At 71.4% G+C, this 12,281-nt stretch carries 11 protein-coding genes, 2 tRNA genes and 1 rRNA gene; 10 read left to right on the forward strand and 4 right to left on the reverse strand.

The genetic code is table 11. The features are described 5' to 3' along the window. Positions 1–101: 101 nt before the first annotated feature. Entirely contained in the window at positions 102–2,249 is a 2,148-nt protein-coding gene (locus D7I43_RS28955) for a M14 family metallopeptidase (RefSeq protein WP_120331759.1), read from the reverse strand. A 256-nt stretch (positions 2,250–2,505) separates the two neighbouring features. On the opposite strand from D7I43_RS28955, the gene D7I43_RS28960 reads away from it, so the two are divergent. Further along, positions 2,506–3,546 carry an SMP-30/gluconolactonase/LRE family protein gene (locus D7I43_RS28960; protein WP_240033221.1) on the forward strand — a complete coding sequence of 347 codons (1,041 nt, stop codon included), beginning with the start codon at positions 2,506–2,508 and terminating at the stop codon, positions 3,544–3,546. 26 nt (positions 3,547–3,572) lie between these two features. On the opposite strand, the gene D7I43_RS28965 is transcribed toward D7I43_RS28960, so the two are convergent. Further along, positions 3,573–4,157, reverse strand: a complete 585-nt coding sequence (locus tag D7I43_RS28965; protein WP_120331761.1) for a GNAT family N-acetyltransferase — start codon at positions 4,155–4,157, stop codon at positions 3,573–3,575. Between the two features lie 106 nt (positions 4,158–4,263). Here D7I43_RS28965 and D7I43_RS28970 point away from each other — a divergent pair, with 106 nt between their 5' ends. Both D7I43_RS28970 and D7I43_RS28975 read left to right on the forward strand, forming a co-directional pair. Next, positions 4,264–4,617 (forward strand): hypothetical protein, encoded by a 354-nt coding sequence (locus D7I43_RS28970; RefSeq protein WP_120331777.1) that lies wholly within the window; start codon positions 4,264–4,266, stop codon positions 4,615–4,617. A gap of 41 nt (positions 4,618–4,658) precedes the next feature. Continuing rightward, positions 4,659–5,180 carry a GNAT family N-acetyltransferase gene (locus D7I43_RS28975; RefSeq protein WP_120331762.1) on the forward strand — a complete coding sequence of 174 codons (522 nt, stop codon included), beginning with the start codon at positions 4,659–4,661 and terminating at the stop codon, positions 5,178–5,180. 148 nt (positions 5,181–5,328) lie between these two features. Here the strand turns inward: D7I43_RS28975 and D7I43_RS28980 are convergent. Next, positions 5,329–5,402, reverse strand: a tRNA-Gly gene (locus D7I43_RS28980). A gap of 305 nt (positions 5,403–5,707) precedes the next feature. Between D7I43_RS28980 and D7I43_RS28985 the strand changes: the two genes are divergently transcribed. The 6 genes from D7I43_RS28985 to D7I43_RS29010 all read left to right on the forward strand — a co-directional run bounded on the left by D7I43_RS28985 (position 5,708) and on the right by D7I43_RS29010 (position 11,159). After that, positions 5,708–5,781 (forward strand) — tRNA-Pro (locus D7I43_RS28985). A 146-nt stretch (positions 5,782–5,927) separates the two neighbouring features. After that, positions 5,928–7,280, forward strand: coding sequence for a trigger factor (gene tig, locus D7I43_RS28990; protein WP_120331763.1), 1,353 nt, complete (start codon positions 5,928–5,930; stop codon positions 7,278–7,280). A gap of 171 nt (positions 7,281–7,451) precedes the next feature. Then, positions 7,452–8,093 (forward strand): ATP-dependent Clp protease proteolytic subunit, encoded by a 642-nt coding sequence (locus D7I43_RS28995; protein ID WP_120331764.1) that lies wholly within the window; start codon positions 7,452–7,454, stop codon positions 8,091–8,093. A gap of 10 nt (positions 8,094–8,103) precedes the next feature. Then, positions 8,104–8,766 (forward strand): ATP-dependent Clp protease proteolytic subunit, encoded by a 663-nt coding sequence (locus tag D7I43_RS29000; RefSeq protein WP_120331765.1) that lies wholly within the window; start codon positions 8,104–8,106, stop codon positions 8,764–8,766. Between the two features lie 208 nt (positions 8,767–8,974). Beyond that, complete coding sequence (gene clpX / locus D7I43_RS29005; protein ID WP_120331766.1) at positions 8,975–10,264, forward strand: ATP-dependent Clp protease ATP-binding subunit ClpX; 1,290 nt, start codon at positions 8,975–8,977, stop codon at positions 10,262–10,264. 97 nt (positions 10,265–10,361) lie between these two features. Then, positions 10,362–11,159: a carbon-nitrogen hydrolase family protein gene (locus tag D7I43_RS29010; protein WP_120331767.1), complete on the forward strand. Its 798-nt coding sequence runs from the start codon at positions 10,362–10,364 to the stop codon at positions 11,157–11,159. 14 nt (positions 11,160–11,173) lie between these two features. Here D7I43_RS29010 and D7I43_RS29015 read toward each other — a convergent pair whose 3' ends face one another. After that, positions 11,174–11,401: a hypothetical protein gene (locus D7I43_RS29015; RefSeq protein WP_120331768.1), complete on the reverse strand. Its 228-nt coding sequence runs from the start codon at positions 11,399–11,401 to the stop codon at positions 11,174–11,176. Between the two features lie 805 nt (positions 11,402–12,206). On the opposite strand from D7I43_RS29015, the gene D7I43_RS29020 reads away from it, so the two are divergent. Beyond that, positions 12,207–12,281, forward strand: a 16S ribosomal RNA gene (locus tag D7I43_RS29020); the annotation flags it as partial.

Genomic DNA, 12,281 nt, shown 5'->3' on the forward strand with positions numbered 1-12,281 from the left:
ACCCGGGCCGGGTACGCGCAAAACGGACGCGGCCCGGGACGGGCCGGCCGGGTCGTCCGGCCGGCCCGCCCCGGGCACCCGGGTCTCGGGGCGGCGGCCCGTCAGCCCTCCTGGGCGGCGGCGTAGTCGCGGGCCACCCGGACCATCTCGACCAGCCCGCCGGCGTACTCCTGGGACTCGGCGTGCGCCTCCTCGAACGGCGGCTGGAAGCCGACGCCCTCCCACTGGCCGGTCTCGTCGTTCCAGCGGTCGTTGCCCACCTCGAAGTCCCACGCGAAGATCCCGAGTTCGTAGTAGAGCTCGTCGGCCGAGTTGCCGGCGGCCGAGTAGAGCACGTCGGCGACCGGACCGGTCTGCGACGGCCAGGTGACGGTGCCGCGTTCCTGCGCGATCGCGCCCACGATCCGCCGGGCGCTGTCGAGGAAGAGCTTCGACTCGTCGATCGACGGCCGCGGCAGGGTGACCCGCCCGTCGGCCTTGTACGCCCCCGGCGGCCACATGAAGTACCCGCCGTAGGAGTGCACGTTCATGGCGAACCGGATGTTGCGGTGCTCCCGGGCCAGCGCGATGACGTTGCGGCTCTCCGCCTCGGACAGCTCGCCGGAGCCGGCGTACGTGCCGGAGAGGCAGTTGCCGCTGCCGCCCACGTACCCGTCGAAGTACGAGCCGACCGTGTAGTTGCGGTTGAGGTCCACGCCCCACGCGTCCCGGTTGCGCGGGTCGCGGCTGGTCCCGGTGCAGTGGTTCACCAGGTTCTTGCGCTGGAAGTTGAAGTCGTGGAACGAGTAGTTCGCCCCGTCCGGGTTGACCGTCGGGATGACGAAGATGTCCACCTGCTCCAGCAGCTCGCGGGTGGCCGGGTCGGTGCGGGAGTTGGCGAGCATCCGCTCGGCGAACTCCAGCGTGACCAGCGGCGTGGCCCACTCCCGGGCGTGCTCCTGGGAGTACGCCAGGACGCCGATGCGCGACCCGTCGCGGTGCTTGCCGATGCGCAGCGCCTGCACCGTCCACGGCTTCGTGGGCACCTCGGTGCCCTCCAGCCCGTCGTCGAGGCGGACCGGTGCGACGACCGGCATGGGCAGCCCGGCGGAGCCGTCCTCGACGAACGCGCGGAACCGGTTCGGGAACCGGGCGTTGATGACGGCGGCGACGTCGTCGGTGGTGCTGACGACCGCGCCGGAGCGGTCGGTGGCGAGCGAGACGGTGAGCACCCGGTCCCGGTAGGTGGCGGTGAGCGGGCGGTTGCCCCGGCCGGGGTCGACGGTGCGGACCTGGACGCCGTTCATGCCCTGGTCACCGAAGCGCACCGACTCCACCACGACGGCCGCGGCGGCGGGGTCGCCGAGGTACGCGGTGGCGGTCCGCCGGTAGCCCTGCGTCTTGTACGGCAGGTCGATGACGTCCACCAGGCCGCGGTACTGGCGGGCCAGCCGCTTGATCCGGGCCTGGATGTCCACGGGCGTCAGGTACGCGTCGATGAAGTCCTTCTGGTAGCCCTCCGGCAGCGGCGGCGGAGCGGCGTTCGGCCACAGCGCCGGCGTGACCGGCCGGCTCACCCCGCCGAGGCTGGAGGTGGCCGTCACCTGCACCGGCCGGCTCGGCACCGGCACGGGGAGCGTGTAGTGGTACTGGTACTCGCCCGAGTCCTCGAACCGGGTCAGCGGGAACGAGCCGGTGGCGCCGTCGGCGGCGCGCCAGCTCACCGTGATCTCGACGTCCGGGTCGTCGGTGGCGGTGGTCGCCACCTGGGTCTGCACGAACGTCCGGCCACCGGTGGTCCACCAGTACGCCTGGAGGAACTGGAGGGTGTCCACGGCCGTCGCGGCGCTCGTCGTGCGCTGCCCCGCGGCCGGGGCGCAGAGTCCCGCCGCCGTACGGGCCTGCGCGGCGCGGACGCTCTCCGCGAAGTGCCGGGCCCCGTCGCCGGCGCGCTGCACCACCTGGACGGCGGTGGCCCCCTGCGCGGTCAGCTCGGCGAGCTGAGCGCCGGTCAGCACCAGGTCCGCGAGGATCCGCCCGTCGGCGGACCGGGGGCGGTTGGCGAGGTCCGCTCCGCGGGCCACGAGCTGGTCGAGCTGCGCCTGGTCCCGCAGCTGCACCCGGACCAGCGCCGTCTCGTCGCCGGCCAGGGTGACCGCGGGCCGGGGCGCGGGGGCCGGCGCGGCGGCGCCGGAACCGGGATGGGACAGGACCGCGCTGATCAGGATCGCTGTGGTGGCGGCGGCCGTCCACCGTCGTCGGACGATCATGTGCCCTCCTGACGGACGTCGATGTCTCCGGCCCTCCACACCAGTCCACGGATCGATTTCTGTCAAGAAGGCTTCCCGTGGTGCGCCGGTGTTTGGCCCGGCGGGGCCCCGGGAACCCGGGGAGGCCGGGAAGCCGGCGGGCCTGGTGGGGCCCGGGAATCCGGCGGCGCCGGGGAGGCCGGGAAGCCAGGCCGGGTTGCCGCCGGCCGCTCGGGCCGGCAACGCCGCCGATCACGTCACAGGCCGGGAGGACGCCGTGGCACTGCCGACCCGGGAGGACGGGCGCGTGACGCCGGTCGTCGCCAACGACCGCGTCTGCACGGGGGTCACCACCGTCGACGGGCGCATCTTCGTGAGCTTCCCGGGAGCGGACGAGCCCGGGGTGCAGGTCGCCGAGGCGCTGCCGGACGGTCGGCGGGTGCCGTGGCCGGACGAGTCGTGGAACGCCGTCCACGACGAGCCCCGCCCCGACGGCGCGTACGTGCACGTCAACGGCCTGCGCGCCGGCCCGGACGGCCGGTTGTGGATCGTCGACTCCGGCGCGCCCGGGCTCGGCCGGCCGCAGGTGCCCGGTGGGGCCCGGCTGATCGTCACGGACCCCGGCTCCGGCGAGGTGACCCGGATCTACGACCTCGCGGCGGCCGTCGGGGAGCACAGCTACGTCGACGACGTACGGTTCAACGGCGGCACGGCGTACCTCACCGACGCGGGCGTGGGCGGCCTCATCGTCCTCGACCTGGCCTCCGGGCGGGCCCGCCGGGTGCTCGACGGGCATCCCAGCACGCGGGGGCGGCCGCTGGTCGCCGACGGGGAGGTGCTGCGCGGCCCCGACGGCGCCGAGGTCGTGCTGCACGTCGACCAGCTCGAGGTGTCGCCCGACGGGCGGTACCTGTACTACCAGCCGGCCTCCGGCGGCCTGTCCCGCATCGAGACGCGGTGGCTCGACGACCCGTCGGTCACCCCCGCGACGGTGGCCGCGCACGTCGAACCCTGGCTCGACACCCCGACGACCGGCGGAACGGCCATCGACGCGGCGGGCACCATCTACCTCGCCGACGCCGAGCGGCGGCGGATCCTCACCGTCTCACCGGAGCGCGAGGTGGCGACGCTGGTGGCCGACCCCCGCCTGGCCTGGGTGGACGCGATGTGGGTGGACGCCGACGGCGACCTCTGGATGCCGGCGGCCCAGCTGCACCGGACCCCCGGGCTCGCCCGCGGAGAGCAGCGCGTCGAGTACCCGGTCTGGATCTACCGGATGAGCGTCGGCGTCCCGCCCGCGCCCAACGACCACGCCTGAGCCGGGCGCCGGCGGCGCGGCCCGGGTCAGCCGCGCGACGTGGCCTGCGCGGACCGGCCGGCGAGCCACTCCTCGCGGGTGATCGCGTACTCGACCTCGCCCTGCTCGGTGCCCGGCAGCGGGTCGTCGAAGTCCTGGTGGAACGTGCGGACGTACCGCAGCCCGACCGAGGCCATCGTGGCCCGTGACGGCGTGTTCACCGTCATCGTCTCAGCGAAGATCCGGGTCAGGCCGAGATCCTCGAAGCCGTGCCGGATCAGCTCGCGCGCCCCCTCGCTCGCCAGCCCGCGACGCCAGTACCGGCGCAGGAGCCGGTAGCCGAGCTCGGCCTGCCCCTGGACGGGCCCCTGGTCGGGGCGCTGCGGCGGTTCGAGGATCCACCAGCCCACGAAGTCGGAGTCCACGAAACCGGCCCAGAAACCCAGGCCGGGCACCTGGTCCGCGACCGCGAGCCGGCGGCGGTGGAACTCCTCGACCTCCGCCCGGGTACGCGCCGGGCCGAGGTACCGCATCACCTCGGGGTCGGCGTCGAGTTCGACCTCGTGGTCGAGGTGCTCGTCGGCGAGCGGCACCAGTCGGATCCGGGCGGTGTGCAACGTGGCCTGGGACATGGGCGGGATTCTCACCCGCCGGTCGCGCATGGTCAGCCGAATATCGCCCGGCCGGGCGGCCCATATTGCGGTGCCGCCGGCGCCGGCGCTGCCTACCATGCCGTCCATGGTCCCTGAGCACTGGATTCCCCACCGACGGCAGGACGACGGTGAACTGCTCGGCTACCTCGTGCCGGTGGAGGAGGGCGTCTTCGCGCCGGTGACGGTCTTCGGCCACCCGCTCGGCGAGGCCGGCGACCGGGAGGACGTGGAACGCACGCTGGACGCGGTCGGCCTGAGCTACCTCGCCGACCGGTGGATGCTCCAGCTGCCGGAGCGCGACGAGCCCATCGCGGTGCAGCTCGTGGAGGCGAGCCCCGAGCGCCTCGTGGTGCAGAACGTCGACTTCGGCTACGAGGGTGACTACGGGACGCGCTTCCACCTCGACGTACCCGAAACCGGGCGGCTGCGCCGCGCCTGACCGCCACCGCGCGACGTGGGGGCCGCCGCTATCGTCGCGGCATGCCGGAGCTGATCGCGCCGACCGTACGCCTGCACGCCGCCTGGCTCGCGGCGCACCGGGAGTGGGGCCCGGGCCTGCACGAGGACGGTTTCGGGCTGCGGCCCTCCGACGAGGTGACCTCGCCCGCCGGGTTCGCGGCGTGGGTGGCCCGGCTGACGGACCAGTCGGACCCGGCGAAGCCCCTCGACGGTCGCGTGCGGTGCACGTACCGGTGGATCGTCGAGGGGGACGAGGTGCTCGGCGGGATCGCGCTGCGGCACGAACTCGACGACTTCCTGCTGCGCGTCGGCGGCCACATCGGCTACGGCGTCCGGCCGTCCGCCCGCCGGCGCGGGATCGCGAGCTGGGCGCTCGGCCGGATGCTCGACGAGGCGCGGCGGCTCGGCCTGGACCGGGTGCTCGTCACGTGCGAGGTCGACAACGCCGCCTCGGCACGGACGATCATGCGCAACGGGGGCGTGCTGGAGGACATCCGGGACACCGAACTCGGCACCGTGCGGCGCTACTGGATCACGCTCTGAACAACGTCCCGTCGCCTCGGCGAGCATCGGATCATCGTGCCGTCTGCCGCTGTCGTCGTGGTTCCGCTCGACGGGCGGTGGACGGCGAAGACCCGTGGGGGAGCATCTCCTCCTCGGGCAGCTGGCAGCCCTGGTGGTGCTTCGTGGGTGGAGCGGGCGACGGGAATCGAACCCGCACCGTCAGTTTGGAAGACTGAAGCTCTGCCATTGAGCTACGCCCGCGTACGCCCCGACACACGCGGGGCGCGCCCGACAGCCTACCCAATCTCCCCGCCGGCCGCGCAGCCCCACCCGCGGCCCCGGCCCCGCCGCCGCCGGCCAAGATCCGCACTGTTTCCGGGAAGTTGTGGCCTCCCCGACGCACGGAGACAGCACTATCCACGATGTTGTCCCCTCGGAACCCCCTCGGAACGCCCTCGGAACGCCCGCGCGGCGCCCGCCGGCGCGGGTGGTAGGGGATGAAGTGTCGGGTTGGCCGTGCCCCGAGGCCCGGGCCGGGGCGCGACGGCATACACTCTTCGACGCCACGGGGTGTGGCGCAGCTTGGTAGCGCACTCGCTTTGGGAGCGAGGGGCCGTGGGTTCAAATCCCGCCACCCCGACTGTCGTCCGCGGCCGGGTCGCCTCCCGGGCACCGCTCGATTCCGGGCGGTCCCTGGGCGCTGCCGGAGGGCCGGGCCGGCTCGCCTACACTCGATGGGCTGAATCCACGCCCAGACTCAACTGAGATCCGTCAAGGAGTACGCCTGTGAAGAGCACCGTCGAGACTCTGAGCCCGACGCGCGTGCGGCTCGCCATCGAGGTGCCGTTCGTCGAGCTCGAGCCGAGCCTCAAGAAGGCGTACCGGGAGATCGGCCAGCAGGTCCAGGTTCCCGGCTTCCGCCGGGGCAAGGTGCCGCCCGCGGTGATCGACCAGCGGGTCGGCCGGGGCACCGTCCTCAACGAGGCGGTGCAGGAGGCCATCCCGCAGAACATCCTCGCCGCGGTGCGCGAGCACGACCTGAAGACGCTCGGCCGCCCCGAGGTCGAGATCACCGAGTTCGCCGACGGCGACTCGCTGAACTTCACCGCCGAGGTCGACGTACGGCCGGAGATCACCCTCCCCGACCTCGCCACCGTCGAGGTGACCGTCGACGAGCTCAAGATCGACGAGAGCGAGATCGACGAGCAGGTGAAGAACCTGCGCGAGCGGTTCGCGACCCTCAAGACCGTCGAGCGGGCCGCCCAGGAGGGCGACTACGTGCAGATCGACCTGCACGCCACCGTTGACGGCGAGGACGTGCCGGGCGGGTCGGCGACCAACATCTCGCACGAGGTCGGCAGCAAGCAGCTCCTGCCGGGCCTGGACGAGGCTGTGGTCGGCCTCGCGGCCGGCGACAGCACCACGTTCAGCACCCAGCTCGTGGGCGGCGAGTTCGCCGGCCGTGACGCCGAGGTCTCGGTGACGGTGCGGACGGTGAAGGAGAAGGAGCTGCCGGAGCTGGACGACGAGTTCGCCCAGATGGCGAGCGAGTTCGACACGATGGACGAGCTCCGCGCCGACCTGCGGGAGCGGGTGAGCCGGGGCAAGCAGGTCGAGCAGATCTACGCCGCCCGTGACAAGGCGCTCGAGCAGCTGGTGGCGGCGGCCGAGGTGCCGGCCCCGGAGGGGGTCGTCCGCGAGGAGGTCGCGAGCCGCAAGCAGGCCATGATCGACCAGCTGGAGCGGATCGGCGCCACCCTGGAGGACTACCTGGCCTCCGAGGAGAAGACCGAGGAGCAGATCGACGCCGAGCTCACCGAGGCGGCGACCGAGGGCGTGAAGATCCAGCTGCTGCTGGACACCCTGGCCGACGCCGAGGACGTCCAGGTCTCCGACGACGAGTTCGGCCACGAGATCGTGCACCGGGCCCAGCGCGCCGGGATGGCCCCGCAGCAGTACTACGACCAGCTGGTGCGCTCCGGCGCGGCGCCCGCCGTCTACGGCGACGTCCGGCGGGGCAAGGCGCTCGCCTCCGTCATGGAGCGGATCACGATCAAGGACACCGCCGGCAACGAGGTCACCCTCGACGCCCTGCGGGCCGCCAACGAGGCCGAGCACCAGCACGACCACGAGCACTGATCGTCGGGTGAGGCCGCCGTCCGCCACGCGTGGCAGACGGCGGCCGAAACCCTTTTCCGGGTACGTCCCGAGGGTGGCTGCGCTGTGAGCGAACAGTGCCACGACCGGGACTCTGCCGCCCGGCCGAGCGGTTAGGGTCGGGTAGGACGGTACGGAGAGCGAAGGGCTGCCATGACCGACATGCACATCCCACCGAAGCCGCTCCGGGCGATCGACGCCCGAGGTGGCGACAACATTGGCAACCTCGACGACTCGGTCTACAACCGGTTGCTCAAGGAGCGGATCATCTTCCTGGGCAGCGAGGTGACCGACCAGGTCGCCAACCGCATCTGCGCGCAGCTGCTGCTGCTCGCCGCGGAGGACCCGGACCGCGACATCAACCTCTGGATCAACTCGCCGGGTGGCTCGGTCTACTCCGGCATGGCGATCTACGACACGATGCAGTTCATCGACAACGACGTCTCGACCGTGGCGATGGGCATGGCCGCCTCCATGGGGCAGCTGCTGCTCTGTGCGGGCACCAAGGGCAAGCGTTACGCCCTGCCGCACGCGCGGATCATGATGCACCAGCCGTCGGGTGGCGTGGGCGGCACGGCCGCCGACATCGCCATCCAGGCGGAGCAGATGCTCTACACGAAGCGGATGTTCCAGGAGCGGGTCGCCTTCCACACCGGTCAGACCCCCGCGCAGATCGAGGCGGACTCGGACCGCGACCGTTGGTTCACGGCCCAGGAGGCCGTCGACTACGGCTTCATCGACAAGGTCATCACCGGAGCCGCCCAGGTTCCGGAAGGTGCCGGGACTCTGAGCTGAGGAGCTGACGATGACCGACCTGAGCTTGCCGCCCCAGTTCGCGGCCGTGCACAACCGTTACGTGCTGCCGTCGTTCGTCGAGCGCACGTCGTACGGGGTGAAGGAGTCCAACCCGTACAACAAGCTCTTCGAGGACCGGATCATCTTCCTCGGCGTGCAGGTGGACGACGCGTCGGCCAACGACGTGATGGCCCAGCTGCTGACGCTGGAGGGCACCGACCCGGATCGCGACATCATCATGTACATCAACTCGCCGGGTGGCTCGTTCACGGCCATGACGGCGATCTACGACACCATGCAGTACGTCCGGCCGGACATCCAGACCGTCTGCCTCGGGCAGGCCGCCAGCGCCGCCGCCGTGCTGCTCGCGGCGGGCACTCCGGGCAAGCGGATGGCCCTGCCGAACTCGCGGATCATCATCCACCAGCCGGCCACCGAGGGCGGCTACGGGCAGGGCTCGGACATCGAGATCCAGGCCCGGGAGATCCTCCGGATGCGTACGCAGCTGGAGGAGATGATCTCGCGGCACGCCAACCAGTCGATCGAGAAGGTCCGCAAGGACATCGATCGTGACAAGATCATGACGGCCGAGGAGGCCCGTGAGTACGGGCTGGTCGACACGATCCTGACCAGCCGCAAGAAGGGCCTGCTGGCCGCCAACGCCGCCAGCTGACCAGTGCCGGGTCGGAGGTCGGTCGGGACGGCGATCCCGGCCGACCTCTGACACACCCGTTTTGGGGGTCGGAGAAAACTCCGCCAGCGGGTAACGTCGGGTCTGTACCGCTTCGCTGGTCGGACCGGCGGGGTGAACAAGACGGCGGGGCGCAGCCGCCGCGGGTCATGGCCGGGTCCCCGGCCGGTTGAGTGCAGGGAGAACGTAGGTGGCACGGATCGGTGACGGCGGCGACCTACTGAAGTGCTCCTTCTGTGGCAAGTCGCAGAAGCAGGTCAAGAAGTTGATCGCGGGCCCCGGGGTCTACATCTGCGACGAGTGCATCGATCTCTGTAACGAGATCATCGAGGAGGAGCTGGCCGAGTCCGGCGAGGTGAAGTGGGAAGAGCTTCCGAAGCCGATGGAGATCTGCCAGTTCCTCGACAACTACGTCGTCGGGCAGGACCAGGCCAAGAAGGCACTCTCCGTAGCGGTCTACAACCACTACAAGCGGATCCAGGCCGAGGCGGCCGGCGGGCCCGGCTCCGACGCTGTCGAGGTGGCCAAGTCCAACATCCTGCTGCTCGGGCCGACCGGCTGCGGTAAGACGCACCTGGCCCAGACCCTCGCGCGGATGCTGAACGTGCCGTTCGCGATCGCCGACGCCACCGCGCTCACCGAGGCGGGCTACGTCGGCGAGGACGTGGAGAACATCCTCCTCAAGCTCATCCAGGCCGCCGACTACGACATCAAGCGCGCCGAGACCGGCATCATCTACATCGACGAGGTCGACAAGATCGCCCGCAAGTCGGAGAACCCGTCGATCACCCGGGACGTCTCCGGCGAGGGTGTCCAGCAGGCGCTGCTCAAGATGCTCGAGGGCACCGTGGCGAACGTGCCGCCCCAGGGCGGCCGCAAACACCCGCACCAGGAGTTCATCCAGATAGACACCACCAACGTGCTCTTCATCTGTGGTGGGGCCTTCGCTGGTCTGGAGCAGATCATCGAGGCGCGCACCGGGCACGGTGGCACCGGCTTCGGCGCGCGGCTCCGGGCCGTCTCGGACCGCTCGACCGACGACATCTTCAGCCAGGTGATGCCGGAGGACATGCTCAAGTTCGGGCTGATCCCCGAGTTCATCGGCCGGCTTCCGGTGATCACGAGCGTGCGGAGCCTGGACCGCAACGCCCTGGTGCGGATCCTCACCGAGCCCCGCAACGCGCTGGTCCGGCAGTACCAGCGCCTGTTCGAGCTGGACGGGGTCGAGCTGGAGTTCGAGCCCGCCGCGCTCGAGGCCATCGCCGACCAGGCCATGCTCCGCGGCACCGGCGCCCGCGGACTGCGGGCGATCATGGAAGAGGTCCTGCTCTCCGTGATGTACGAGGTGCCGAGCAACCCCGACGCCGCCCGGGTCCTGATCACCCGCGAGGTCGTCCTCGAGAACGTCAACCCGACGATCGTGCCTCGCGAGTTCACCGGCCGGCGCGCCCGCCGGGAGCGCGAGGAGAAGTCCGCCTGACCGGGGCGCCGCAGGCACGGGTACGCCGCCGCGAGGCGAGTGAGGGCGGCACGTCCGTCCCTGTCCCGGTCGGCTGCGTCCCCGTACGCTGAGGCTCATGCGTGTCGCCGTCTGCCAGCTGAACGCGCGGGAGGACCGCAAGGCCAACCTCGCCGCCGCGGAGTCGTTGCTGGAACGCGCCGCCGTCGGCGGCGCGGACCTCGCCGTCCTTCCCGAGTACGTCGACTACCTGGGTCCGGCGGCGGGCATGCCCGAGCCGGAGCCGGTCGACGGCGAGGTCGGCACGTTCTTCGCCGGCGTCGCGCGCCGGCTGGGCATGTGGCTGGTCGCCGGATCGTTCCACGAGGCCGGGCCGGACCCGGAGCACACCTGGAACACGTCGCTGGTCTTCGACCGCACCGGGGCGCTCGCCGCCAGCTACCGGAAGATCCACCTGTACGACGTGGAGATTCCCGGCCGGGTCTCCTACCGCGAGTCGGCGACGGTGGCCCCGGGCGACCAGCCGGTGGTGGTGACGGTGGAGGGTGTCCAGGTCGGGCTGTCGATCTGCTACGACCTGCGCTTCCCGGAGCTGTACCGCCGGCTGGCCACCGACGGCGGCGCCCAGGTGCTGGTGGTGCCCGCCGCCTTCATGTTGCACACCGGGCGGGACCACTGGGAAGTGCTGTTGCGTGCCCGTGCCATCGAGAACCAGTGCTACGTGCTGGCCGCCGGCCAGATCGGTGACCACGAGCCGGGGCGGACGTGCTTCGGGCGGAGCATGGTCGTCGACCCGTGGGGCACCGTCCTCGCGCAGGCGCCGGACGAGCCCGGCGTCACCTTCGCCGAGCTGGATCTCGACCGGCTCGCCACGATCCGGGCCGAGCTGCCCAGCCTCGCCAACCGGCGGCTCTGACGCGGCGTCCGTCGTCAGCCCTGCAGGAGCACCCCCACGACCGCGAATCCGACGATGGCGGCGGCCGTGACGAGGAGGGCCGTCGTCATGCGGGACCGGCCCCGCCGGGCCAGCCGCCGCACGGAGAGCAGCAGTACGACGAGGACGAAGGCGCCGATCACCAGCTGCCAGAACGGCAGAAGGAGCCCGAGCAGCGCCTCCTCGGCGAGTGGGGCGGCCGGCAGCCGGTGGACGTCATCCATGCCAGACACTGTGGCACGCGGGAGCGCCCGGTGCGCAGGCCCGCGCCCGCGAACGACCAGCCCGGCGGGCGGGAACAGCCTCGCGGGCTGTGGCGTTGGACCTTCGCGACCGGTCGCACCAGGGCCGCGGGTCGGACGTGCCGCCGGGGACCGCGGGCGGTCGTCCGGGCGGGCAGGGACCGCCGGACACCCGCCGCCGACAGTGCGCGGCGTGCCGCCGGCGGTCTGGCAGACGGGTCGCGTACCTAGCAGTGACGGACGTTGATTTGCCTTCTCCGGGCCGTCCGCGTAACTTTCTCTCTGCACGCGGGAGGCCGGGCAAACCGGCCGACAACGGGCACCAGGCTCGGGGCGGAGACGCCGACCGAGGCTGGACCGGGCGGTGCGGGGCAGTTCCGAGAGATTCGGGGTTGCGGCCGCGAAGCCGACCGGGTAAAGTTCTGGAGCCGGCAGGAGCCGGGCGGGTGGCCGCGAAAGTGGTGCCGGCCGGTCTGCGGTTCTCCCACGACAGCAACGACCGCCGATTCTCGGCGTGCGTCGGCGTGGGATCCCGAACCAGTCAGTTCGATCACCCCACGCGGGGTTGGCGTTCCTGACCGGGACGGGTAAGTTCGAGCGGTTGCCCCGAGAGGGGTCTCGCAGCGCGGGGCCTTGATCGGTGTGTGGTTGTTCTTTGAGAACTCAACAGGGTGCTTGATAAGCCAGTGCCAATTTGTTTTATACCCCCCGTGCTGGTCGGGCCTTTTGGTTTGGCTGGTGGGGATTCCTTTGGCAACTTTTGTTGCTGGGATGATTTTCCAAGTTTTTGTTGGAGAGTTTGATCCTGGCTCAGGACGAACGCTGGCGGCGTGCTTAACACATGCAAGTCGAGCGGAAAGGC

It is taken from the genome of Micromonospora globbae (genome assembly GCF_003610785.1).
Classification (GTDB): domain Bacteria; phylum Actinomycetota; class Actinomycetes; order Mycobacteriales; family Micromonosporaceae; genus Micromonospora; species Micromonospora globbae.

Bases quoted from the DNA above. Each gene is read 5' to 3' on its own strand.
- D7I43_RS28995 (WP_120331764.1), top strand. From the start codon at position 7,452: ATGACCGACATGCACATCCCACCGAAGCCGCTCCGGGCGATCGACGCC.
- D7I43_RS29000 (WP_120331765.1), top strand. From the start codon at position 8,104: ATGACCGACCTGAGCTTGCCGCCCCAGTTCGCGGCCGTGCACAACCGT.
- D7I43_RS28965 (WP_120331761.1), bottom strand. From the start codon at position 4,157: ATGTCCCAGGCCACGTTGCACACCGCCCGGATCCGACTGGTGCCGCTC.
- D7I43_RS29010 (WP_120331767.1), top strand. From the start codon at position 10,362: ATGCGTGTCGCCGTCTGCCAGCTGAACGCGCGGGAGGACCGCAAGGCC.
- D7I43_RS29015 (WP_120331768.1), bottom strand. From the start codon at position 11,401: ATGGATGACGTCCACCGGCTGCCGGCCGCCCCACTCGCCGAGGAGGCG.
- D7I43_RS28955 (WP_120331759.1), bottom strand. From the start codon at position 2,249: ATGATCGTCCGACGACGGTGGACGGCCGCCGCCACCACAGCGATCCTG.
- D7I43_RS28970 (WP_120331777.1), top strand. From the start codon at position 4,264: ATGGTCCCTGAGCACTGGATTCCCCACCGACGGCAGGACGACGGTGAA.
- D7I43_RS28975 (WP_120331762.1), top strand. From the start codon at position 4,659: ATGCCGGAGCTGATCGCGCCGACCGTACGCCTGCACGCCGCCTGGCTC.